At 36.0% G+C, this 23,478-nt stretch carries 22 protein-coding genes; 18 read left to right on the top strand and 4 right to left on the bottom strand.

All coding sequences use genetic code 11. The annotated features are described in order from the left end of the window. Positions 1–83 precede the first annotated feature (83 nt). Positions 84–830, top strand: a complete 747-nt coding sequence (gene gpmA / locus IR022_RS09185) for a 2,3-diphosphoglycerate-dependent phosphoglycerate mutase (protein ID WP_050709672.1) — start codon at positions 84–86, stop codon at positions 828–830. Positions 831–1,012: 182 nt separating this feature from the next. On the opposite strand, the gene IR022_RS09180 is transcribed toward gpmA, so the two are convergent. After that, positions 1,013–3,409: a hypothetical protein gene (locus tag IR022_RS09180; protein ID WP_194203482.1), complete on the bottom strand. Its 2,397-nt coding sequence runs from the start codon at positions 3,407–3,409 to the stop codon at positions 1,013–1,015. Continuing rightward, positions 3,372–4,406: a hypothetical protein gene (locus IR022_RS09175; protein ID WP_194203481.1), complete on the bottom strand. Its 1,035-nt coding sequence runs from the start codon at positions 4,404–4,406 to the stop codon at positions 3,372–3,374. Before IR022_RS09175 ends, IR022_RS09180 begins: the two co-directional genes overlap by 38 nt. Positions 4,407–4,662: 256 nt before the next feature. Between IR022_RS09175 and gnd the strand changes: the two genes are divergently transcribed. From gnd to IR022_RS09145, 6 genes are all read left to right on the top strand, one after another. Continuing rightward, positions 4,663–5,559 (top strand): phosphogluconate dehydrogenase (NAD(+)-dependent, decarboxylating), encoded by an 897-nt coding sequence (gene gnd, locus IR022_RS09170; RefSeq protein WP_194203480.1) that lies wholly within the window; start codon positions 4,663–4,665, stop codon positions 5,557–5,559. 114 nt (positions 5,560–5,673) lie between these two features. Continuing rightward, on the top strand, positions 5,674–7,203 hold the full coding sequence (gene zwf / locus IR022_RS09165; RefSeq protein WP_194203479.1) for a glucose-6-phosphate dehydrogenase: 1,530 nt from the start codon (positions 5,674–5,676) through the stop codon (positions 7,201–7,203). Between the two features lie 2 nt (positions 7,204–7,205). Next, on the top strand, positions 7,206–7,928 hold the full coding sequence (pgl, locus tag IR022_RS09160) for a 6-phosphogluconolactonase (RefSeq protein WP_242053184.1): 723 nt from the start codon (positions 7,206–7,208) through the stop codon (positions 7,926–7,928). A gap of 441 nt (positions 7,929–8,369) precedes the next feature. Beyond that, positions 8,370–9,713 carry a DUF6080 domain-containing protein gene (locus IR022_RS09155; RefSeq protein WP_194203478.1) on the top strand — a complete coding sequence of 448 codons (1,344 nt, stop codon included), beginning with the start codon at positions 8,370–8,372 and terminating at the stop codon, positions 9,711–9,713. A 172-nt stretch (positions 9,714–9,885) separates the two neighbouring features. Beyond that, entirely contained in the window at positions 9,886–12,789 is a 2,904-nt protein-coding gene (locus IR022_RS09150) for a glycoside hydrolase family 2 protein (RefSeq protein WP_242053173.1), read from the top strand. Between the two features lie 239 nt (positions 12,790–13,028). After that, the gene (locus IR022_RS09145) at positions 13,029–13,502 is read left to right on the top strand and encodes a hypothetical protein (protein ID WP_194203477.1); all 474 of its coding nucleotides are present in this window, start codon (positions 13,029–13,031) and stop codon (positions 13,500–13,502) included. 67 nt (positions 13,503–13,569) lie between these two features. Here IR022_RS09145 and tsaE read toward each other — a convergent pair whose 3' ends face one another. Beyond that, the gene (gene tsaE / locus IR022_RS09140) at positions 13,570–13,983 is read right to left on the bottom strand and encodes a tRNA (adenosine(37)-N6)-threonylcarbamoyltransferase complex ATPase subunit type 1 TsaE (RefSeq protein WP_050709680.1); all 414 of its coding nucleotides are present in this window, start codon (positions 13,981–13,983) and stop codon (positions 13,570–13,572) included. 47 nt (positions 13,984–14,030) lie between these two features. Continuing rightward, the gene (locus IR022_RS09135) at positions 14,031–15,575 is read right to left on the bottom strand and encodes a PglZ domain-containing protein (RefSeq protein ID WP_050709681.1); all 1,545 of its coding nucleotides are present in this window, start codon (positions 15,573–15,575) and stop codon (positions 14,031–14,033) included. 380 nt (positions 15,576–15,955) lie between these two features. Between IR022_RS09135 and rpsL the strand changes: the two genes are divergently transcribed. From rpsL to rpsC, 11 genes are all read left to right on the top strand, one after another. Then, positions 15,956–16,372 carry a 30S ribosomal protein S12 gene (gene rpsL, locus IR022_RS09130; RefSeq protein WP_050709682.1) on the top strand — a complete coding sequence of 139 codons (417 nt, stop codon included), beginning with the start codon at positions 15,956–15,958 and terminating at the stop codon, positions 16,370–16,372. Between the two features lie 159 nt (positions 16,373–16,531). Next, positions 16,532–17,008, top strand: coding sequence for a 30S ribosomal protein S7 (gene rpsG / locus IR022_RS09125; RefSeq protein WP_050709683.1), 477 nt, complete (start codon positions 16,532–16,534; stop codon positions 17,006–17,008). Between the two features lie 21 nt (positions 17,009–17,029). Continuing rightward, entirely contained in the window at positions 17,030–19,156 is a 2,127-nt protein-coding gene (gene fusA, locus IR022_RS09120; protein ID WP_050709684.1) for an elongation factor G, read from the top strand. A gap of 92 nt (positions 19,157–19,248) precedes the next feature. Continuing rightward, positions 19,249–19,554 carry a 30S ribosomal protein S10 gene (gene rpsJ, locus IR022_RS09115; RefSeq protein WP_026626968.1) on the top strand — a complete coding sequence of 102 codons (306 nt, stop codon included), beginning with the start codon at positions 19,249–19,251 and terminating at the stop codon, positions 19,552–19,554. Positions 19,555–19,578: 24 nt separating this feature from the next. After that, positions 19,579–20,196, top strand: coding sequence for a 50S ribosomal protein L3 (gene rplC / locus IR022_RS09110; protein ID WP_050709685.1), 618 nt, complete (start codon positions 19,579–19,581; stop codon positions 20,194–20,196). Next, a complete protein-coding gene (gene rplD, locus IR022_RS09105; RefSeq protein WP_050709686.1) occupies positions 20,196–20,825 on the top strand; it encodes a 50S ribosomal protein L4 in 630 nt (209 codons plus the stop codon). Before rplC ends, rplD begins: the two co-directional genes overlap by 1 nt. An 11-nt stretch (positions 20,826–20,836) precedes the next feature. Then, complete coding sequence (rplW, locus tag IR022_RS09100; RefSeq protein WP_050709687.1) at positions 20,837–21,130, top strand: 50S ribosomal protein L23; 294 nt, start codon at positions 20,837–20,839, stop codon at positions 21,128–21,130. An 8-nt stretch (positions 21,131–21,138) separates the two neighbouring features. After that, positions 21,139–21,963: a 50S ribosomal protein L2 gene (rplB, locus tag IR022_RS09095; RefSeq protein WP_050709688.1), complete on the top strand. Its 825-nt coding sequence runs from the start codon at positions 21,139–21,141 to the stop codon at positions 21,961–21,963. A gap of 21 nt (positions 21,964–21,984) precedes the next feature. Continuing rightward, complete coding sequence (gene rpsS / locus IR022_RS09090) at positions 21,985–22,254, top strand: 30S ribosomal protein S19 (RefSeq protein WP_029903251.1); 270 nt, start codon at positions 21,985–21,987, stop codon at positions 22,252–22,254. Between the two features lie 49 nt (positions 22,255–22,303). Then, positions 22,304–22,711, top strand: coding sequence for a 50S ribosomal protein L22 (rplV, locus tag IR022_RS09085; RefSeq protein ID WP_050709689.1), 408 nt, complete (start codon positions 22,304–22,306; stop codon positions 22,709–22,711). Between the two features lie 9 nt (positions 22,712–22,720). Then, on the top strand, positions 22,721–23,467 hold the full coding sequence (gene rpsC, locus IR022_RS09080) for a 30S ribosomal protein S3 (RefSeq protein ID WP_050709690.1): 747 nt from the start codon (positions 22,721–22,723) through the stop codon (positions 23,465–23,467). Positions 23,468–23,478: the final 11 nt, after the last annotated feature.

Below are 23,478 nucleotides of genomic sequence, written 5' to 3'. Positions count from 1 at the left end.
GACTAATTTTGATAAATATGCCTACTGAGGCAATAGAGAGGTCTATGACTTTGATTTTGAAGAAAACCTAAAACAAAGAAAATATGAAAAAAGTTGTATTGATCCGTCACGGTGAAAGTGTATGGAATTTAGAAAACAGATTTACTGGTTGGACTGATGTTGATTTAACTGAAAATGGTGTTAAAGAAGCAATCAAAGCTGGTAAATTATTAAAAGAAAAAGGATTCAAATTCGAAAAAGCTTATACTTCATATTTGAAGAGAGCTAATAAAACATTGAATACAATCCTTGATCAAATGGATTTGGATTGGATTCCTGTTGAAAAATCTTGGCGTTTGAACGAGAAGCATTACGGTATGCTTCAAGGTTTGAACAAAGCTGAAACTGCAGAAAAGTATGGCGATGAGCAAGTACTTATCTGGAGACGTAGCTACGATGTTCCTCCAACAGCTTTAGCTGCTGACGATCCTCGTTCTCCATACCTTGATCCTCGTTACAAAGACGTTGATAAAAAAGACCTTCCTCTTACTGAAGCATTAAAAGATACAGTAGAAAGAATCCTTCCTTATTGGAATGATACTATTTTCAAGGCATTGAAAGATCATGATGAAATTATTGTTGCTGCTCATGGTAACAGCCTTCGTGGGATTATCAAACACCTTAAAGGTATTTCTGACGAAGATATCGTTTCATTGAATTTGCCTACTGCTGTTCCTTATCTTTTCGAGTTTGATGATAACTTTAATCTTGTAAATGATGAGTTCTTAGGTGATCCAGAAGAAATCAAAGCTTTGATGGATGCTGTAGCTAATCAAGGAAAAAAGAAATAAGATTTTATAATCTTTATCTAATAAATAAGCCGTTGTTCATTTTGAACAACGGCTTATTTTATTTTGAGAGAATATTTCCCTTTACGGAATGTGAAGCTTTTTTCTTAGCCTCTGATAATTATAGCTAATGGCTGAAGTTTCACCAGCCACCGTTCTAAAAAAGGTCTGAGACCTTGTAACCGTTAGTTGATGAATGCTTCATAGCCGAGACATTCATTTTGTTTAGCAAATTGAGTGTTTAGGTAATTGTTGTAGAATTCATTCGAATATTTCGCTGCCAATTTTTTATCTTTTTCACTTCCGTTTAAGACAATATTGTGCCAATGCGTACGGCTTAGCATCAATGTCGCGTAGGCTTTCTGCTCTCTGTTCTGTGATTTTTCTAAAGCTTTCTCATAGTATTCCTGAGCTATGGAGGCTGTCATATACGCTCTTCTCCAAGAGTCAAGAAGCTGGGTGTTACTATAGTATTTATCACTTCCGCTCCAACTATAAGAGACCATCATCCACGAATTACCCCAATAGGTCGTGTTAAAAAAAGCATGCCCTAATTTTAGATAAGCATCTGCCGATTTCTTCGCGTCGTTTCCTTTCGCTGTCTTTTCAAGATCAAGTAGTGTCTTTAAAAAATCAGTTTTATTGAACTTATAAGTAAAGTCTCTACTTTCTTGAGAATATAGATTCTTGGGAATAAAAGGATCTTCGTTTAGATAGTCTTTAAAGTAGTAGGTTGTAGCCCAGAAATTCTGATCCATACTTGCAAATGCCCCGTAAGCAGTTTGTAAATCTCTGTTTCGAAATGCAATTGTCCCTTTTAAATCTCTGTAAGCATCTATCGGATTAAAGGGTTGGTCGCAAATATATTCCTCAAATTCAGTCTTATTAGTTTTCTGCAAAAGGGCTATTAACGCATCCATGTCTGATACCGAAGCATTAAAATCCATTTGCCTCATAACTCCATAATAATCGGATGCAGGTTCTGATGTGTACCAGAACGAACCATCAGGATTGCGGTCCTTGTTAGATATGTTCTTTAAAAGGCAATATGATATAATGTCTCCTCGCTTTTTATACTCGTTTGCTAATGCAAGATCGAGAGTGTAGAATATTCTGTAATTTTCATAACTCTGATCATTCTCATTATTAAACTTATACGGTGTTGTTAGAAGCTGTGTTTTTAGCTTCTTTATTTGGCTGACATAGTTTCTCTTGAAGTTATCGGTTGTTATATCATCTGTTTTGATAGACAACCAGATATTCTCGATAGACTTTTGTAATAATATAGATGGATTGGCATTTGTTGAGATTGTAGCTAAATACTTTTTAGCGTCTTCTCTGTTTTCCTCTAAAAGAGAGAGGTGAGCCAAAGCTATGGCATAATAGTCTTTCTCTTCTTGTTGTTGAGTTCCATTTCTTAGGACGATTACAAATGCTTTAAGCCTTTGGAGGTATTGCATATCTGTTTCCAGATTCTTTTTCTTTATCTGGCTTGTCTCTTCGTCGTCATTATCCCAGCTATATTGATATGCATTTGAAAATGGATTTTTCTCAGATTTTAGATAAACTGAGCTTATTAACCAGTCTTCTAGTTTGTTTATCTCACGCATAACCATAAATGTAAGATATTTGCTGTTTTTATCCAGACGATGAATGCTCTGTATAGAGTCTAAAGTACGTCCGGGGTTTTGAATCGACTTCAGTACTATTTCGATGCTTTTTTCTTTGTCGCTGAATGTTGGTGGTGTAGGTATATTGTAGTTGTATAGCTGTACACTTCTAAGCTTTTTCTCATCACTGTTTTCAAAAACTTGGATGTAAAACAGATTAGCATCCGCTTTCCTATCAAGCCTATCTAATGACATGGCTTTAAACAAGCCTGCCCATACACTCATCAGGCTATTTGGGTTGATTGCTTTAAAATAAGTGTCGAAAGCCTCTGACGCTTCTTTATATTCACCCACTTGCCAACTTAATCGTACCACTTGAAATGCGTATCGTTCCTTTAAGAATAGCAATTTTGCTGCTTTTAATCTCTCTTTAGCTTCAGCTAATAGTTCATGTTTCAGAATTAAGCTATTATTCGGTGTTTTATTGATTTCATCTTGCCACTCTTCAAAATTTAAATTGGCAAAATCATATTCCGTAGACTCTACTTTTTTTGCAAAGACTAGGTAATCAAGAATATCTTTATGTTTCTTATCATGAGTGAGATATTTTATTAATGAGTTATTTTGATATTCTTTTAATCCTGAATTCTCAAAAGAATTAATAAATGTATCAGGATCTGTTTCGTATTGTATTGCATATATATCGTCTAGGTTTATGTCTTTAGATGTTGCTTTTTGCCACTCTGATATATTTCGGGTACGATCCTTACCCATCGGGTCGGGATTCATATTGTAGAATAACGATGCGGTAGTGTAAACGAAAGGATTCATTGATTGCATCCACGGAAGTTGTGCCTGAAATGTCATTGGGCGATATTCCCATTCAAATTCCCAATAACCGCAGGCTTTTAGACTACTTTGTGCCATCACAAAGTTAACGAGCAGAACTAGTATAAATGTTTTTGATTTCATCTGTTGGTATATTATTAGTGTCCCATGTAAAAAAGGTAATGCGTGAGTACTTGTCTGTTTTTATTTCTGAGAGTAAGTATTTAGTCAATTCTTGTAACTCTTTCGGGCTAAGAGCCTCCACTCTAATTTCGTCTCCTGGGCGAGCAAAGAAATCTCCGATAATCATTTCTTCATTCAGGCGGAATCGGTTTTCTTCAATGCTAGTATATTGTTTATTATTAGAATAATTTTCGCAGGTTGCATTTCTGATTACTCCTTTAAATTCCTTATTTCTGAAAATTACTCCCCAGCTGAATAAGGGTAGGGCAATATCCGTTTTCAGAGGGTAACTAACCTCATTGACGTATTTTTTTATTTCGTTGAGGGTTATTATTGAGTTCTCTATATCATATTCGTTAGCAGCTTGTAAATTATAGCACATTAATAGCACTCTTTTCACGGGAGGGATACCTGCCATCGTTGGATTCCTATACTGCCAAAGGCGTAGGGTGGTAGTTATCTCTTTGTTGGGAATGGCTTCTTTCAGCTTCTCGATGAAATAAAAGAATTTATCCTTAGTGCCTTTCGACCAATCACAATCTATAAGAATTTCAGAATATTTGTTGGCGAAATCCTGAATAGCGAACTGTTCGTTCGTCTGTTCTATTCTACTTTTAATTCTTGTCACTAATGTGTCCAATTGTTGATTTGTTGATTGTTCGAATACATTGTTTGAAAAGAATATAGCGGGTGTTATATGCTTGCAGGGTAGAGAATCTTTATTTGCTACTGTGCTTATGGGTTTGGCTTTCTTTGATGTGTTGTCCCATCCAACATCAAAATAACGAATGTACATATGATTGGCTGTGGTTTGTTTCCAAACGTTATTATCAAGAGAGTCGAATGTAAATGTTGTTTTCCAATAACAAAAGGAATTTTGCTCGTCAAGAGTTCTTTTTTCTGGCGAGCTACAACTAACAACTAATGTTATAATTAATATATATACTAAGTATTTCAATTGAGCTTTTTTTCTTTAGTCAAAGGTATAAAATAAATAATTGTTTTGTTAGAAATGGTTGATGTTGATTTCTATTTTATAAATAAAACCAATCATTAATTATGCCTTATCAAAGAGTTTGATATCAGTGTTTTGACATTTTGATACAAAACAATGAAAGAATATTTGTTTTAAATGACTGGATATCTTCAACAAATCACTAATTTAGATGTTCAATATTACACAGAACGTAAAATAATATCAAAACTTATAAAATATGAAAATCGGATTTGTTGGTTTAGGCAAGATGGGTGGCAAAATGGTTGAACGCCTATTGAATCATGGACATGAAGTTGTAGTTTATAACTTAACTCCAAAAGAAGTAGACGAAGCTGTTAGTAAAGGTGCTGTAGCTGCCAAAGACTTGACTGATTTAGTTGGGAAATTAGACGGACGTAAATTAGTATGGTTAATGGTTCCTGCCGGAAAACCAGTAGAAGAGAATATTGCAGAACTTGTTTCTTTATTAGGTAAAGATGATATTATCATTGATGGTGGAAACAGTTACTGGAGAGAAACTGTAGAACGTGGAAAAAAAGTTGCTGAAAAAGGCATTCATTATATAGATTGTGGTACTAGTGGCGGTGTTTGGGGACTTCAAAACGGATATTGTTTGATGTATGGTGGCGAAAAAGGCGCTTGCGATTTCGCAGAGCCTATCTTCAAATCATTGGCTCCTGAAAACGGATATATCCGTTGTGGAGAAAGTGGTTCGGGTCACATGGTGAAAATGGTTCACAATGGTATCGAATATGGAATGATGCAGGCTTATGCCGAAGGTTTCGAAATTATGAAAAAATCTCCATATGATGTAGATTTGGAAAAAATCTCTCGTGTGTGGATGCAAGGTTCTGTAGTTCGTTCATGGTTGCTTGAGTTGATCGGTAACGCATTGGAAGGAAACGAAGATCTTACAGGAATTAAGCCTTATGTCTCAGATAGTGGCGAAGGTCGTTGGACTGTGCAAACTGCTATCGATTTTGATGTGCCTGCTCATGCAATTACTGCATCGTTGTTTACTCGTTTCGAATCGAGAGAGAATGATTCTTATGCGTATAAATTGCTGTCTGCCATGAGAAATCAATTTGGTGGTCACGAAATTAAAAAAGACTAAGTTCTTGAAATATGGGCTTTGGTGAAGTTGATATACTTCTCCAAAGCTTATTTACTTTAAAATATGTGATATTATTATCACAAATAGGTCTGAGACCTTAAAAGGAAAATGTTTATGAAAAAAATAAAAGATCAGGTCTTGGTGATTTTTGGTGCGTCGGGTGATCTGACATACCGAAAGTTAGTTCCGGCTCTTTTCGATCTCTATAAACAAAAATCACTCCCCGAAAATTTTGTGGTTTTAGGTGTTGCACGTAGCTCTTTTACTGATGAATCATTTAAAGAAAAGATGATTGATGGTATTCGCCAATTCGCAATATCTAAAGATGCATCGGAGAAAGATGTGAATGCTTTTTCTGAGAAACTTTTCTATCTTTCGATAAATACTGATGATGGAGCCGAATACTCTAAATTGACTTCTCGTCTCAAGAATTTTGATGAAGAAAAAGGAACGAATGGTAATTATCTCTTTTATCTGTCAACACCTCCTAACTTATATCCTTTGATACCAAAGTTTTTGGCTCAAGAGGGATTGAATGAGGGCAAGGATAAAATCAGAAGAATTGTTATTGAAAAACCTTTTGGTACGGATTTGAAATCGGCGGTAGAACTTAACAAGAGTTTGTTAAATGACTACGAAGAGCATCAAATATATCGTATGGATCACTACTTAGGTAAAGAGACAGTGCAAAACCTTTTGGTTACACGTTTCTCTAATAGTATCTACGAACCTTTGTGGAATAGGAACTATATTCATCATGTAGAGATTACCGCTGCCGAAAGTATCGGAGTCGAAAACAGAGGAGGATATTATGATCACTCTGGAGCAATGCGCGATATGATTCAGAATCACTTGTTCCAATTATTGGCTTTAGTGGCAATGGAGCCACCTACAGTGATTGAATCGGATGCTATCAGAAATGAAAAGCTGAAGGTATTTCAAGCTATGCGTCCTTTGAGTCAAGTAGATATTCAGAATAATGTTATACGTGGTCAATACACAGCGGCAAATGTTAAACGTGTTCCTCAAAAAGGGTATAGAGAAGAAAAGGGAGTAGATCCTAATTCTCGTACTGAGACTTATGTTGCGATGAAGATGTTTATCGATAACTGGCGTTGGGGTGGTGTTCCTTTCTATGTTCGTACAGGAAAGCATTTACCAACTCGTGTCTCTGAAATTGTTATACACTTTAAACCCACACCACTCAATCTGTTTGTTGATAATAAAGAATATTGCAGCGATGGAAATGTGTTGGTGATACGTATACATCCTGATGAGGGTATCTTATTGAAAACGGGAATGAAAGTTCCTGGTAATGGATATAAAGTGAAAGAAGTGAATATGGATTTCCACTATTCTCAACTTCAAGATACTTATGTTCCAGGGGCATACGAACGTTTGTTGCTTGATGCTATGTTGGGCGACTCTACTTTGTATACTCGTGGTGATGCTTTAGAGTTTGCGTGGAAATTTGTTCAGCCAATACTTGATTATTGGGAAACCAATCCGGATGCTCCATTGTATGGATATCCTTGCGGATCATGGGGGCCTGCGTGTGCCGATGGTTTGATTGAAGGTGAGAATATGACTTGGAGATACCCATGTAAGAATCTGTCAGACGATGGTATATACTGTGAATTATGATTATGGACAAGAAGATTAATATATACAAAGATGTTGAAGCCCTCAGTGAGGGCTTTACTTCGTTATTAAAAGAAGAGCTTTCGAAGCGCGAAATTGTGAATGTTTCACTTTCGGGAGGTTCAACACCTAAAGCTCTTTTTAATTATTGGGTAGCCAATTGTAAAGAATCGATTGATTGGAATCGGATTGCATTTTTCTGGGGGGATGAACGTTGTGTACGTCCTACAGATGAAATGAGTAATTTTGGAATGACTAAAAGTCTGTTGTTTGATAAAATACCTACAATAGATAAAAAGAAAATTCACCGTATCCATGGAGAGAATGAATCTAAAGAAGAGGTTCAATGGTATACTTCTATCATGGATAAATATCTTCCGAAAGAAAACAATTTACCTACATTTGATATTATGATGCTTGGTATGGGAGATGATGGACATACCGTGTCTATATTTCCTCATCAAATAGAATTGTGGAATGTAGAGGCTGATTGTGTGACTGCTCAGCACCCCGAGACAGGTATGGAGCGCATTAGCTTAACAGGGCGTCTTGTTAATAATTCTCGCAATATAGTTTTTCTTGTAACGGGAAAAAATAAGGCTGAGAAGGTTAAACAGATAATAGAAGAGCGTGAGAAATTTTTAGACACTTATCCGGCTGCAAAAGTAAATCCTCTGAATGGAAAACTTTTCTGGATGTTGGATGAGGAGGCTGCTAGTCTTTTGTAATTCTTGAAAGATGACTAAAGGAGCGAAGAAATAATCGCTCCTATATTTTTTATCTAGTTTAGATAAGGTGCAAGTTTGTTGACTGTATTCTGTTTTATCCTCAATAATATATTTGAGACTATTTTGTTATTAAATGCACATTTCTAATATGTATATAATTTCTTTTGCTTTATAAGTTGCTTCTTATCCTCTTCCATATAAAGCTTCTTGCTTTTAAGTGAAAACTATCTCTCTTCTTTAATTTCCTCCTCTTTTATACGTGCTTATATATTTGAATATTTAACATTTAATGAAGGCGCGTGGGTTTGTGAAACTTCATGTTTAATGTATTGTTTGTTAAATAAAAACATCGTGATTAAGCCTCTTTCGTTAGTAGTGAGTGCTTTTGTTCTATTAATATTTCTATCTTTGCGCCTTTCTATTTGTTATAATATAATAAGCATGATTAGTAAAGAGGCTTGTATTGTTGGTCTGAAAGAAAGTTTTAAGGAGCTGATTACTGCTTTCAAAGCTCTATTCCCTAAAAATAAAGAAGAATTAATTTTACTGCTGTTCTTGCTATTGGTTTACGGTTCATTCGGTTGGGTAATTGCCAATGAAACTTGTATACAAGATTGCCTGATAAAGAAATACGATGTCTATCTGAATTATGATGTTGGTATGAGATTTCATGGAGTGCCTTTTGGATATGATATTGCTCATCCATTATTTAATTTGTATTCAACTCCGATAAGCTTGGTTTTAGAGTTTTTCATGGATTTTTATGGTAATTATAAGATAAAAACAATTGGATTTGCAATGATTTGTAATCTGATGGTTTCGCTATCGGCTGTTTATATTTATAGGTATTTGGTTGAAATTGTAAAGATCAAGAATATACTGATCCTTTCGTTATTGGTTCTGTTTTATGCATTTTCCTTTACATGTTTGGTCTTAAGTTTCACAATCGAAACATATGCTTTTAGCATTTTCTTCTTATCCTTCTTTGTGTATTATTATTCACTCCGAATTCAGGAAGGAAGAAAATTTAGATTTCTCACAAACTTATTTTTTTGCTTCGTTTTAGGAGGTATTACTATAACTAATACTGCAAAAGCGATGATTCCTATGTTTCTGGTTAAAGAGAAGTTTTCTAAAGTTTTAAAGCAAACATTTATAATAGGCTGTCTTTTACTTATCTGTTTTCTTGCTGCAATCTACAGAGAAGGAGTCTTTGAGTTTTTTCTATTCAGATTTACAGATGCTCGCCCCACTGAGGCTTCTGAAATGTTGTTCCTTTCAGGTTGGAAAGCCCTTGTTGGTGGAGCTGTTCTATTTCCTAATATTATGACAACCTTAGATATTATCCCAAAAGATACAGCTGTTCTTGTTGGGCTGGAGTATAAGGATTATTTTATGTATGAGATTGATGCTATTCCTTTCTCCTATGTTTGGGAACATGCTTATACTATCTTCTTGACATTGCTGATATTTATACCTTTATTTACTGATTTTAGAAATAAGCTAGTTCAGTTACTTTTCTTGTTATTCTCTGTTGAGATAGTATTACATATGATTCTAAAATATGGAATGTTAGAGGCTTATATATACGGAGGGCATTGGGTATATATTGTACCTCTTCTTTTCGGTTGGGGATATAAATCTCTTGCTGGCTGGAAAAAATATACATATTTAGGTGTAATTGGCTGTCTATTTATCTGTATGGTTATAAATAATTATGTGAGACTAATTGCATTCATAGATGAAGTTAAATTGGTTTGGCCTCCAGAATCCTATAAATGGTAAGTGTAATATTCTTGGAGCTTTATTAAATAAAATATCCGATCTATTGTTTCTTTGTAGGCAATGAATCGGATATTTTGATTTTGTTAATTAACAACTCACTGTTTAAACTCTTTAGGTTCGAATTATTTTTGATTATATTTGTGAAATCGCAAATCAATCTAAATAAATATTCATGAAACAACAAACACTAAAGACTTGTGTCATCATTGGTTCAATGTTCTTTTCTGCTCTGATTGCTCCGAATAGTGTGAATGCACAGGACATGATGGGTAAAACCGGGCTTATAAAGCTTTGGGCGGGACTGAAAGAAAAACAGCCTGAAGATCAATTACCATATGGCAAAGCACCTTTTCAAACTTCAGAAAGAAAGGCAAAGCAAAACATTGCTACGAAATTAGTTCCGACCCAAGATGGAGAATGGATTATTTCCGATGGTTGGGAAATGGGGACTTCAACTCAAGTTATAGAATCTAAAGAATCTATCTTTAGTCTAAACTATGATACTAAAGGCTGGTATAATGCTACAGTTCCGGGAACTGTGCTTACTACGCTAGTTGATCAAGGAGAATATCCTGATCCATACTTTGGTCTTAATAATATGGCGATACCCGATACATTGGCGTATATGAAATGGTGGTATCGTACTTCATTTGATGCTCCCTCTAATACCGAAGGAAAACGAGTTCGCTTGTTGCTAAACGGTATAAATTATAGAGCAGAGGTTTTCTTAAACGGACAGAAATTAGGTAATATCACAGGTGCATTTATTCGTGGAGAGTATGATGTTACATCACTTATAAAAGCCAATGGGAAAAATGTTTTAGCAGTGTTAGTCTCTCCTCCTGATAATCCCGGGATTGCTCATGAACAATCAATGGTTGCAGGGCAAGGTTTAAATGGAGGGCAGTTAAGTTTGGATGGTCCTACTTTTATTGCATCTATGGGTTGGGACTGGATTCCCGGTATTCGTGACCGAAATATGGGAATTTGGCAAGATGTGAGATTGCGGGTTGGTAGTGATGTTACTATTGGCGATCCTCAGGTAGTAACCAATCTTCCTTTACCTGATACAACAAAAGCAACTATAAAGATTATTGTTCCTATAAAGAACTTAACCGACTCTCCAGTACAAGGAACTTTATCTGCAAAGTTTGAAGGTGTGGACATTAATTTACCTTATAACTTAAAAGCAAAAGAGGAGAAGACTTTGGTTTTCGATCCGGCAAACTTTAAGGAATTGAATATAAAGAATCCTAAGCTATGGTGGCCTAATGGTTATGGTAATCCGAATCTTTATAATTTGGAACTACAAGCAAATGCAGGAACGAAATTTTCTGATTTGAAAAAGCTTCGTTTTGGTATTCGTGAATTATCATACGAATTAATGATAAATACTCCTGCTAAAGGGGATCATAGAGTCGCTTACACTCCTGTGGATGTTGAAACTAATGGTAAACCAATTTTTGACTACGAGAATGTAGTGAAAGTAGGAGATCCAAAATTAAATAGAACGATTCCTACATTACAGAAAAATATAGAGGAAACTGTTGTTTTTGAGCAACTATCAAATGACGATCCTGTAGGTCAGTATTTTGTATTCCGTGTAAATGGAGTTCGTATCTTTATTAAAGGAGGTACATTTGGTATGGACGATGCAATGAAGCGTATTTCGCGTGAAAAATTCATACCTTATTTTCAGTTGCATAAAGATGCTAATTTCAACCTTATCCGTAACTGGGTAGGTGAAACTACAGAGGAGTTATTCTATGAATTGGCAGACGAATATGGTATGCTTGTTTGGAATGACTTCTGGATTACGACAGATGATACTGTGGAACCCAACGATTACCAATTGTTTATGAAGAATGCTACGGATGTAGTACGTCGTTTCAGAACTCATCCATCTATTGCAATTTGGTGTCCTCGTAACGAAGGATATGCTCCCGAAGGAATGGAGCCTCAGTTGGCTAAAATGTTGGCAACGGAAGATCCTACACGTCATTATCATGGTAATTCTCGTTTCTTGAATGCTGTGAATAGTGGTCCTTATGGTTTCTTTAAAGATCAATCTCGCTATTTTACTGAAACAGCAGAAGGATTCAATACCGAATTTGGAGCTCAGGCTATCCCAACAGCAAATACTATCCGTAAGTTTATTGCTCCTGAAGATCAGTGGCCTATAAATGATGTGTGGGCATATCACGATTTACATCATACAACCCATTTCTTCGAAGATTTTATGGCTGCTGTTAATAGCTATGGAAAAGCCAACAGTATGGAAGACTTTTCGAAAAAAGCTCAAATGGTAACTTATGATACATGGAGAGCGATGATTGAAGCTTGGAATAGTCGTATGTGGGATAATACAACAGGTCTTATTATGTGGATGAGTCATCCATCTTGGCCTAGTATGACATGGCAAACATATACTTACGATTATGAGACTCCAGGTTCGTACTTTGGTGCTAAGAAAGCTCAGGAACCAGTGCATATTCAAATGAACTTACCAGATAATAAAGTTGTGATTGTTAACTCTTCTCGTGAGGGTTATAAGAATATGACAGTAAACGTTCGTTACTTCCATATAACAGGTAAAGAATATTATAATAAAACGGAGAAGTATGATGTTCCTGCCAATGGTAAGGTCGATTGTTTTATACCACAACTTGCAACAAAAGATGTACCTAAATATACTTTAGTTCGACTTGAATTGAAGGATAGCAAAGGAAACATTGTTTCAATAAATGACTATTGGAAAAATTGGGGTAATTTGCAGTCTAATCAAGCATTAAATGCATTGGGTAAACCGGAGTTGAAATTGACTTTGAAGAAGACCACAGGTTCTAAATACTTTTACGAGTTAGAAAATAATTCAACCGAATTTGCTGTAGCAGTAAAATTGAATGCGAAAAGTAAAATAACAGGTGAAATAATTCTTCCTGCTTATTTCTCTGATGGGTATATGAATCTACTGCCTGGCGAAAAACGTAAAATAGAATTGACTTTACAGGATATGGTTCCTGCTAACTTTTCTATAATAGCAGAAGGTTATAACTTTGACTCAGTAGAATTGTAAAATTTTCATCAATTTTATAGAATAAAAAAACGCAGGGGAATTTTCTCTGCGTTTTTTTATTCCAATTTAGTTTATTTATATGCTAGGTGGTTTAATTTTGATCTTTCTTGTTTTCAATGTGTTATGGTTGTAGTAGTTGGTCGATAGAGTTCAATAATCAATAATTAGATTTCAGTATTTAAATTGAATTTTATGTTATATTTGCATTTGTTGTGAAAATAAATAAAATTTTAAATAGTATGGAAAATAATTATTCAACACAAGAGTACGACCAAAAAGGTTTGGAGTTAACAGACCTTTCATGTGAATTCTTAAGGGAGACAGCTAAATGGGCAAAGTTCTTGTCTATTCTAGGTTTTATAGGTATTGCTTTTATGGTAATCTTTGCCATTTTTATAGGAGCATTTCTGTCTTTGTTGCCTTCTACAATGAGTGAGAGTACTCCGTTTTCTGTTGCACCGGGTCTTTTCTCATTAGTGTATTTAGTTCTGGCAGCTCTCTATGCTTGTCCTGTCTATTATTTGTATAAATTTTCAGTAGATACCCGTGCTGCTTTGGATTTGAGAAATTCAGAACTTTTATCTAATGGATTAGGTTTTTTAAAATCTCATTATAAGTTTGTGGGGATAATGATGATTGTTGTATTTGTAATCTATGCAGTAGCCATCGTTGGAGGGATTGTCATAGGTCTTGCTGCTGTTGCTTTATCTTAAATTGAATATCTATATAGCAAATAAAAAAAGACCGAGAACATCGGTCTTTTTTTGAATGTAGATTTTATTATTTTATCTCAACAAGTCTACTTCCATTTTCTATTTCTTTTACTGTAACATGTACAGTGTCATGTGGAAGTAATGATTCTATTCTCTCAGGCCACTCAATAAAGCATATGCATCCGCTATAAAAGTAGTCTTCGTATCCGAAATCAAAAGCCTCTTCTTCTTTGTTGATTCTGTAAAAATCAAAGTGGTATATTAATTCTCCAGAGTCTGCTCTATACTCGTTTATAATTGCAAACGTAGGGCTATTTATAACATCAGTTACTCCAAGCTTTTCGCAGATAGCTTTTATGAAAGTTGTTTTGCCAGCTCCCATTTCTCCATGGAATGCAAAAACGGTATTATCTCCCATTTGTTTAACAAACTCGATGGCGGCATCTGTGATTGTATCCAGCGATTTTATTTCTATAGTCATTATTCGATTCTTCTTAATGTTTATATATCCTGTTGATTTATATTTGTTTATTTGGGTTTTAGAGTAATGAATGGTAATAGCATTTCTTCTATTGAGATTCCGCCATGTTGAAATGTATCAGTGTAATAAGATGTATAGTAGTTGTAATTATTGGGGTATGCAAAAAAGTCCTCGTTGAGAGCAAATATGTACTTGCTGCTTAGGTTAGGAGAGGGGAGTCCTATTTGTGTTGGATTCCGGCTTTCATAGACTTTCTTGTAGTCATAGTCAAGATTCTTTCCTACTTTATATCTGAGGTTGGTATTTGTTGCTTTGTCTCCAATTACTTTTAAGGCGTTTTTGACCCGTATGGTTCCATGATCGGTAGTGAGTACAATGTTGTAGCCCATGTTTGCGATATGCTTGAAAAGGTCACTAATGCTTGAGTGTTTGAACCACGATCGTGTAAGTGAGCGATAAGCAGCTTCGTTTGCTGCCAATTCGCGAATCATCTGAGAATCGGTTCTTGCATGCGACAGCATATCTACGAAATTGATAACTATTACATTTAGTTGATTGTTGCTTAATGTGTTTAAGCTTTGTAATAATTTGCTTCCGTATGCAGACGTGTGTACTTTATTATAAGAGAATGAGTAATCTTTTCTGAAACGATCTATTTGTGCTTGGATCAATAGATCTTCATTAAGATTCTTTCCTTCATCTTCTATTTCTTCTACCCATAAATTAGGATACATTTGAGATATTTGTAAAGGCATCAATCCGGCAAAAATAGCATTTCGAGAATATTGTGTTGCTGTTGGAAGTATCGAAAGATACATGTCTTCCTCAAAAGTGAAGTCGGGAGCTAACATATCTCTTATGGCTGCCCACTGATCAAGCCTAAAGTTGTCGATAAGAATAAAAAACAGTTTTTCTCCGTTATCTAATCGAGGAAATACCTTTTTTTTGAAGAGATCGGGACTAATAATTGGTCTGTTGTCAGGATCCTGTATCCATGATACGTAATTCTTTTTCACGAATTTGCAAAATGAATTATTAGCATCTAGTTTCTGTGCAACGATCAATTCTAAAAGCGGATTTTGGGTCGCAGTTAGTTCCATTTCCCAAAATACCAGCTTTTTATATACTTCTGTCCATTCCTCAAAAGAGTATGAATCCCCTATTTGCATTCCTATCTTATTGAATTCTTCACGATATCCTTCCAATGTCGCTTCTGATACAATATCGTTTTTATGTAAATTTTTTTTGATAGAGGATAATATCTGGCTCGGATTTACTGGTTTTATTAGGTAATCTGCTATTTTTTTACCTATAGCATCCGTCATAATGCCTTCATCTTCACTCTTGGTGATCATGATTATAGGTATATTCGGATCTATTTCTTTTATCTTGCTTAAGGTTTGTAAGCCTGTAAGTCCGGGCATGTTTTCATCCAGAAATACAAGATTAAATCTTTCTTCTTTACAACAATCTAGTGCATCTTGTCCACTATTGACCGTTACTATCTCATAGCCTTTTTCTTCTAAAAAAAGGACATGAGGGCGGAGCAATTCAATTTCATCATCAGCCCAAAGTATGCGGTATTTTTTCATATAATCTTAATTATCTGTTCTTGAATTTTAGTGCCTTTTTACTCCCTAGCAATCTTTAGAAAGAAAGTGTTAGTGGTTTTTAATATCATAAAAAGGTCTGTGACCTCAAAGTTAAGTATTTCTATAACAAAGTGTATAATTGTGTGAGCTTAAATTATATCTAGTGTTTTTTATTCCAATAAAATATGAAAATAGTAGGGCGTTTTTTTTGATATGTGTCTGATTTATTGTATTTTTGCACCTCGAATTACGAAGAGATGAATGGTCTTCATGTGGTATTATTTTGATACTCACTTGTTTGGCTATTTATTCTTGTCGTATTTGTAATGTAGTATAACCAAATAAAAATTGAATTTTTTAAGTTCTAAAAATTAAAAGAAATGCCTACAATTCAACAACTAGTAAGAAAAGGTCGGGCTGTTTTGGTTGAAAAGAGTAAGTCTCCAGCATTGGATTCTTGCCCTCAAAGAAGAGGTGTTTGTGTACGTGTGTATACAACAACTCCGAAAAAACCAAACTCAGCTATGCGTAAAGTAGCACGTGTGCGTTTAACAAATGGTAAAGAAGTGAATGCTTATATTCCTGGAGAAGGACATAACTTGCAGGAGCACTCTATTGTACTTGTTAGAGGTGGTCGTGTTAAAGATCTTCCGGGGGTACGTTATCACATTGTTCGTGGAACATTGGATACTGCTGGCGTGAATGGTCGTACGCAAAGACGCTCTAAATATGGAGCTAAGAGACCTAAAGCTGGAAAAGCACCAGTTGCACCGGCTAAGGGAGGAAAGAAGAAATAATTTCCAATTCCGATAGTCGACATTTTTAATTAATTCAAGTATTAAAGTGTTTTTAAGTTTATTGGGTAGGCTACTATAAGGTTGAGTAAATGGTTCGGCGGAACCGTTGAAGACAGGGAGATCGGCAACCAAAAACAAGAACAAAATTTTTAAACAAAAATGAGAAAAGCAAAACCAAAGAAAAGACAGGTCCTTCCAGATCCTGTTTTCGGTGATGTAAAAGTTACAAGATTCGTGAATCACTTGATGTACGATGGTAAGAAGAGTACTTCTTATACTATTTTCTACACTGCATTAGAAGTGGTTAAAAACAAACTTCCTAACGAAGAAAAGAGCTCTTTGGAAATTTGGAAAGCAGCTCTAGATAATGTGACTCCTCAGGTAGAAGTGAAGTCTCGCCGTGTAGGTGGTGCAACATTTCAAGTTCCAACAGAGATTCGTGCAGATCGTAAAGAATCTGTGTCTATGAAAAACCTTATCCTTTATGCTCGTAAGAGAGGTGGTAAAACCATGGCTGATAAGTTAGCTGCAGAGATTGTAGATGCTTTCAATAACCAAGGTGGATCGTATAAGAGAAAAGAAGATATGCATAGAATGGCTGAAGCTAACCGTGCATTTGCTCACTTCAGATTTTAATTAAGGAGGTAATATAATACAATGGCAAAAGTTTTAGATAACTTAAATAATACCCGAAATATCGGGATCATGGCTCACATTGATGCCGGTAAAACAACGACATCAGAACGTATTCTTTTCTATACAGGATTGACTCACAAAATCGGAGAAACTCACGATGGTACTGCTACAATGGACTGGATGGATCAGGAGCAAGAGCGTGGTATTACTATCACATCTGCTGCTACTACCACTCAATGGAAGTATGATAATGAGATGTATAAAATCAACTTGATTGATACTCCGGGACACGTTGACTTTACTGTTGAGGTAGAACGTTCGTTACGTGTATTAGATGGAGCAATCGCTACATTTGATGCTGTATCAGGCGTTGAGCCTCAATCAGAAACTGTTTGGCGTCAAGCTGATAAATATGAAGTTCCACGTATTTGTTATGTGAACAAAATGGACCGTTCAGGTGCAAACTTCTTTGAAGTTGTTCGTCAAATTCGTGAAATGTTAGGAGCTAATCCTTGCCCTATTCAAGTACCAGTAGGTGCTGAAGAAAAATTTACGGGTATTGTAGATTTAGTGACTATGAAATCTTATTTCTGGCACGATGAGACTATGGGGGCAGATTATCACGTGGAAGAAATTCCAGCTGATCTGTTAGAAGAAGCTCAAGAGTGGAGAGAAAAAATGTTGGAATCAATCGCGGAATGTGATGATGTTTTGATGGCTAAATTCTTTGATGATCCTTCTACTATAACAGAAGACGAAATTAGAGTGGCTATCCGTAAAGGAACATTGTCAATGCAGATTACTCCAATGTTGTGTGGTTCTTCTTTCAAAAACAAAGGAGTTCAACCTCTATTAGATTCAGTTTGTGCGTACTTACCTAGTCCAATGGATACTCCAGCTATCGAAGGTGTAGATCCAGAGGATTCTGAAAAAGTAATTACTCGTCACCCAAGTCCAGATGAGCCATTTTGTGCTTTAGCATTTAAAATCGCAACTGACCCATTCGTAGGTCGCCTATGTTTCTTCCGTGTTTACTCAGGAGAATTACATGCAGGTTCTTACGTATATAATACACGTTCAGGTAAAAAAGAACGTATTTCTCGTTTGTTCCAAATGCACTCAAACAAACAAAATCCTAAAGAGGTGATTGGTTGTGGTGATATTGGTGCAGGTGTAGGATTTAAAGATATTCGTACTGGAGATACTCTTTGTGACGAAAATAATCCTATTACACTTGAGGCAATGGACTTCCCAGATCCAGTAATCGGTATCTCTATTGAGCCTAAAACTCAAAAAGATGTTGATAAATTGGCTAATGGTTTGGCTAAGTTGTCAGAAGAAGATCCAACATTCCGTGTGCATACTGACGAAGATTCAGGTCAAACTATCATCGAAGGTATGGGTGAGCTTCACCTTGACGTTCTTATTGAGCGTTTGAAACGTGAGTTTAAGGTAGAATGTAATCAAGGACGTCCTCAGGTATCTTATAAAGAGGCAATCACTGAAACAGTTGAGCTTCGCGAAGTTTATAAGAAACAATCAGGAGGTCGTGGTAAATTTGCTGATATCATTGTTAAGGTTGGTCCTGCAGATGCAGAATTCGAGGGTTCACTTCAATTCGTAGATGAAGTAAAAGGTGGTAATATTCCTAAGGAATTTATACCTTCAGTTCAAAAAGGATTCTTGAACTCTATGAAGAATGGTGTTCTTGCTGGATTTGCTATGGATAAGATGAAAGTTACTTTGATTGACGGATCGTTCCACCCTGTGGATTCAGATCAGTTGTCATTTGAACTTTGTGCTAGATTTGCATTCAAATCAGCATCAGAAAAAGCTCGTCCTGTATTACTTGAGCCAATCATGAAACTTGAGGTGGTAACACCAGAAGAGAGCATGGGTGATGTAATTGGTGACTTGAATAAGCGTCGTGGACAAGTAGAAGGGATGGAATCAAGCCGTTCTGGAGCTCGTATTGTTAAAGCAAAAGTTCCATTAGCTGAAATGTTCGGTTATGTAACTTCATTGAGAACTATTACTTCGGGTCGTGCTACATCAGCAATGGTGTTTGATCACTATGCAGAAGTATCTTCTTCTATCGCTAGACAAGTCTTGACTGAATGTCAAGGTCGAGTAGATCTTATTAAATAAGAAAAACTGTTTTGCAAACTGTGATTAGTAAATGACTCTTAATTGCAGTTTGCATTACTATATAAAAACAACCCTTAATTTAAAAGACTGAAATGAGTCAAAAAATTAGAATCAAACTGAAATCTTACGATTACAACCTGGTTGACAAATCAGCTGAAAAAATCGTGAAGACAGTTAAAGCTACGGGTGCTGTAGTAAGTGGACCAATTCCATTGCCTACTCACAAGCGTATTTTTACTGTTAACCGTTCGACTTTCGTAAACAAAAAGTCACGTGAACAATTCGAATTATCTTCTTATAAAAGATTGATCGATATCTATAGCTCAACAGCTAAAACTGTAGATGCTTTGATGAAGCTTGAATTGCCAAGTGGTGTAGAAGTAGAAATTAAAGTTTGATAAACACGTAAATCAATTAAAGAAATGCCAGGATTATTAGGAAAAAAAATCGGAATGACATCCGTTTTCAGTGTCGAGGGAAAAAATGTTCCATGCACTGTTATCGAAGTGGGTCCTTGTGTTGTTACTCAAGTGAAGACTGCTGATAAAGATGGTTATGAGGCTGTTCAGTTAGGTTTTGTTGATGCAAAAGACAAACATACTAGCAAACCTCTACAAGGTCACTTTAAAAAAGCAGGAGTAACACCTAAGAGACACTTGGCTGAGTTCAAAGGATTTGAAGAAAGCTACAAGTTAGGCGATGTAATAACTGTAGATTTGTTGGAGGAAAATGGCTTTATCGATGTTATTGGAACATCAAAAGGTAAAGGTTTTCAAGGTGTTGTTAAACGCCACGGTTTTGCCGGGGTTGGTCAAGCAACATTAGGACAGCATAACCGTTTACGTGCACCAGGTTCTATCGGAGCTTGTTCTTATCCTGCTAAGGTGTTCAAAGGAACAAGAATGGGTGGACAAATGGGTAACGTTCGTGTTACTGTTCAAAACTTACAAGTTATTAAAGTGATCGCTGAGCATAATCTTTTATTAGTAAAAGGTTCTGTTCCAGGAAGCAGAGGTTCAATCGTATTAATTGAAAAATAATGGAACTTAGTGTATTTAACATAAGCGGTAAGGATACCGGCAAGAAAGTATCGTTGGACGATGCTATCTATGGAATTGAGCCTAACGACCACGTTCTTTGGTTAGATGTAAAGCAGTATTTGGCTAATCAACGTCAAGGTACTCACAAATCTAAAGAAAGAAGTGAATTGTCGGGTAGTACACGTAAGCTAATCAAACAAAAAGGTGGAGGTGGAGCTCGTCGTGGCGATATCAAATCTCCAATCTTAGTTGGTGGTGCTCGTGTTTTTGGTCCTAAACCAAGAGATTATAGCTTTAAATTGAACAAGAAAGTTAAAGTTCTTGCTCGTAAATCGGCATTAGCATACAAAGCTAAAGACAATCAAATCGTAGTAGTTGAGGATTTCAACTTTGAAACTCCAAAAACTAAAGATTTTATTGCTTTGACTAAAAGTTTGCAAGTGGCTGATAAAAAGGTAGTTTTGGTTTTGTCGGATCAAAATAAAAACGTATATTTGTCGGCTCGTAATTTAGAGCGAGTTAAAGTTGTAACTGCTTCTGAGATAAATGCTTATACTATCTTGAATTGTTCAAGCCTAGTTTTAGCAGAATCTTCGGTAGCGGTAATTGATAAACTTTTAAAAGCATAAGGAGGTAAAAAATGGGTATTTTAATTAAACCAATTCTAACAGAAAAACAAACAGCGATTTCTGAAAAATTTCCGAATCGTTATGGTTTTCGTGTTGCTCCTAGTGCAAATAAGGTTGAGATCAAAAATGCAATAGAGCAAATTTACGGAGTTAAAGTGGAAGATATAAACACTATGAACTATGCTGGAAAACGCAAAAGCCGTTTTACTAAAGCTGGTGTAGTTAGTGGAAAAACTCCTGCTTACAAGAAAGCAATCGTAACCTTGAAAGAAGGTGAAGTAATAGACTTTTTTAGTAATATCTAAGATAAAAAATGGCAGTACGTAAATTAAAGCCCACAACACCGGGGCAAAGACACAAAATTATTGGTACATTCGAAGAGATCACTGCAAGTGTACCAGAAAAATCTCTTGTAGTCGGGAAGCATACTTCAGGTGGTCGTAACAATACTGGAAAGATGACTGTTCGCAACGTAGGTGGCGGTCATAAAAGAAAGTACAGACTAATTGACTTCAAGAGAACTAAAGACGGAGTACCTGCTACAGTGGCAACAATTGAATACGACCCGAATCGTTCGGCTCGTATTGCTTTGTTACATTATGCAGACGGAGCAAAAGCTTATATGATTGCTCCTAATGGCCTGCAGGTAGGTCAAACAGTGATGTCAGGTGCTAGTGCAGCTCCTGAGGTAGGAAATGCTTTGCCTTTGGCAAATATTCCTATCGGTACTATAGTTCATAATTTAGAATTACGTCCAGGACAAGGAGCGAAATTAGTTCGTTCGGCAGGAGGATTCGCTCAGTTAACTTCTCGTGAAGGTGACTATGCTATCATCAGAATGCCTTCTGGAGAAACACGTAAAATACTTTCAGCTTGTAAAGCAACTGTAGGTAGTGTTGGTAACTCGGATCATGCACTTGAAAAATCAGGTAAAGCTGGTCGCTCTAGATGGCTTGGAAATCGTCCTCGTGTTAGAGGTGTAGTAATGAACCCTGTCGATCACCCCATGGGTGGTGGTGAAGGTCGTGCTTCAGGAGGACACCCAAGATCACGTAAAGGATTGTATTCTAAAGGTCTTAAAACAAGAGCTCCAAAGAAACATTCTTCTAAGTATATAATTGAAAGAAGAAAGAAGTAACCTGATTTAATTAAAAGAATTATGAGTCGTTCATTAAAAAAAGGCCCGTATATTAATGTTAAGCTTGAGAAAAAAGTTTTGGCTATGAATGAGTCAGGCAAGAAAGCTGTTGTTAAGACATGGGCAAGGGCTTCAATGATTTCACCTGATTTTGTAGGTCATACTATAGCTGTTCATAACGGAAATAAATTTATTCCTGTATATGTAACTGAAAATATGGTAGGTCATAAATTAGGAGAATTTGCTCTAACTCGTACTTTCCGTGGACACGGTGGTAACAAGAAGAGATAATCAAGCAAAAGCCAAAATTTATTCAACAAAAAAGAAACATTAATATAAAATGGGTAAGAGAAAAAGAATAGCAGCGGACGCTAGAAAAGAAGCTAAACAAGCAGTTTCTTTAGCTAAGTTGAACAACATTCCTACTTCGCCACGTAAAATGCGTTTAGTCGCAGACATGGTGAGAGGTATGGAAGCGTTTAGAGCTCTTGGCGTTTTGAAATTCTCAAATAAAGAAGCAGCTGCAAGAGTTGAGAAACTTTTGCGTTCTTCTATTGCTAACTGGGAAGCTAAAAATGAGCGTAAAGCTGAGAGTGGTGAACTTTATGTGTCTTCGATATATGTAGATGGAGGTGCGATGTTAAAAAGACTTCGTCCTGCTCCACAAGGTAGAGGTTACAGAATTCGTAAACGTTCGAATCATGTAACTATTACTGTTGATGCACTTAGTAATAAAAAACAAAATTAATTTAGCCAGATGGGACAAAAAATCAATCCGATAGCGAATCGTTTAGGTATAATAAGAGGATGGGATTCTAACTGGTATGGCGGCAACAACTACGGTGAGACTCTGCTAGAAGATAGCAAAATCCGTAAATACTTGAATGCTCGCCTGGCAAAAGCTAGTGTATCTCGCATAGTAATCGAAAGAACATTGAAACTTGTAACTATTACTGTATGTACTGCACGTCCCGGTATTATTATCGGAAAAGGTGGTCAAGAAGTAGACAAGTTAAAGGAAGAACTAAAGAAAATTACAGATAAAGATATTCAAATCAATATATTTGAAATCAAAAAACCTGAGTTGGATGCTGTAATCGTAGCTAATAATATCGCACGTCAAGTAGAAGGTAAAATCGCTTACCGTCGTGCAATCAAAATGGCTATCGCTTCAACTATCAGAATGGGTGCTGAAGGTATTAAAGTTCAAATCTCTGGACGTTTGAATGGGGCTGAAATGGCTCGTTCGGAAATGTACAAAGAAGGAAGAACTCCACTTCATACATTCCGTGCTGATATTGATTACGCACACGCTGAGGCTTTGACTAAAGTTGGTTTAATCGGAATCAAAGTATGGATTTGCCGTGGAGAAATCTATGGTAAGAAAGACCTTGCTCCATCATTTGTTGTATCTAAAGAACCGTCTTCTTCTCAAAATAGAGGTGGTGGCGATAATCGTAGATCGAACGATGGAAGAGGTTTCAAGAAAGGTAAGAGAAAATAAGAATTAAACAT

It is taken from the genome of Dysgonomonas sp. GY617 (genome assembly GCF_015233815.1).
Taxonomy (GTDB): Bacteria; Bacteroidota; Bacteroidia; order Bacteroidales; family Dysgonomonadaceae; genus Dysgonomonas_A.
This window is presented reverse-complemented; position numbering and strand designations above follow the sequence as displayed.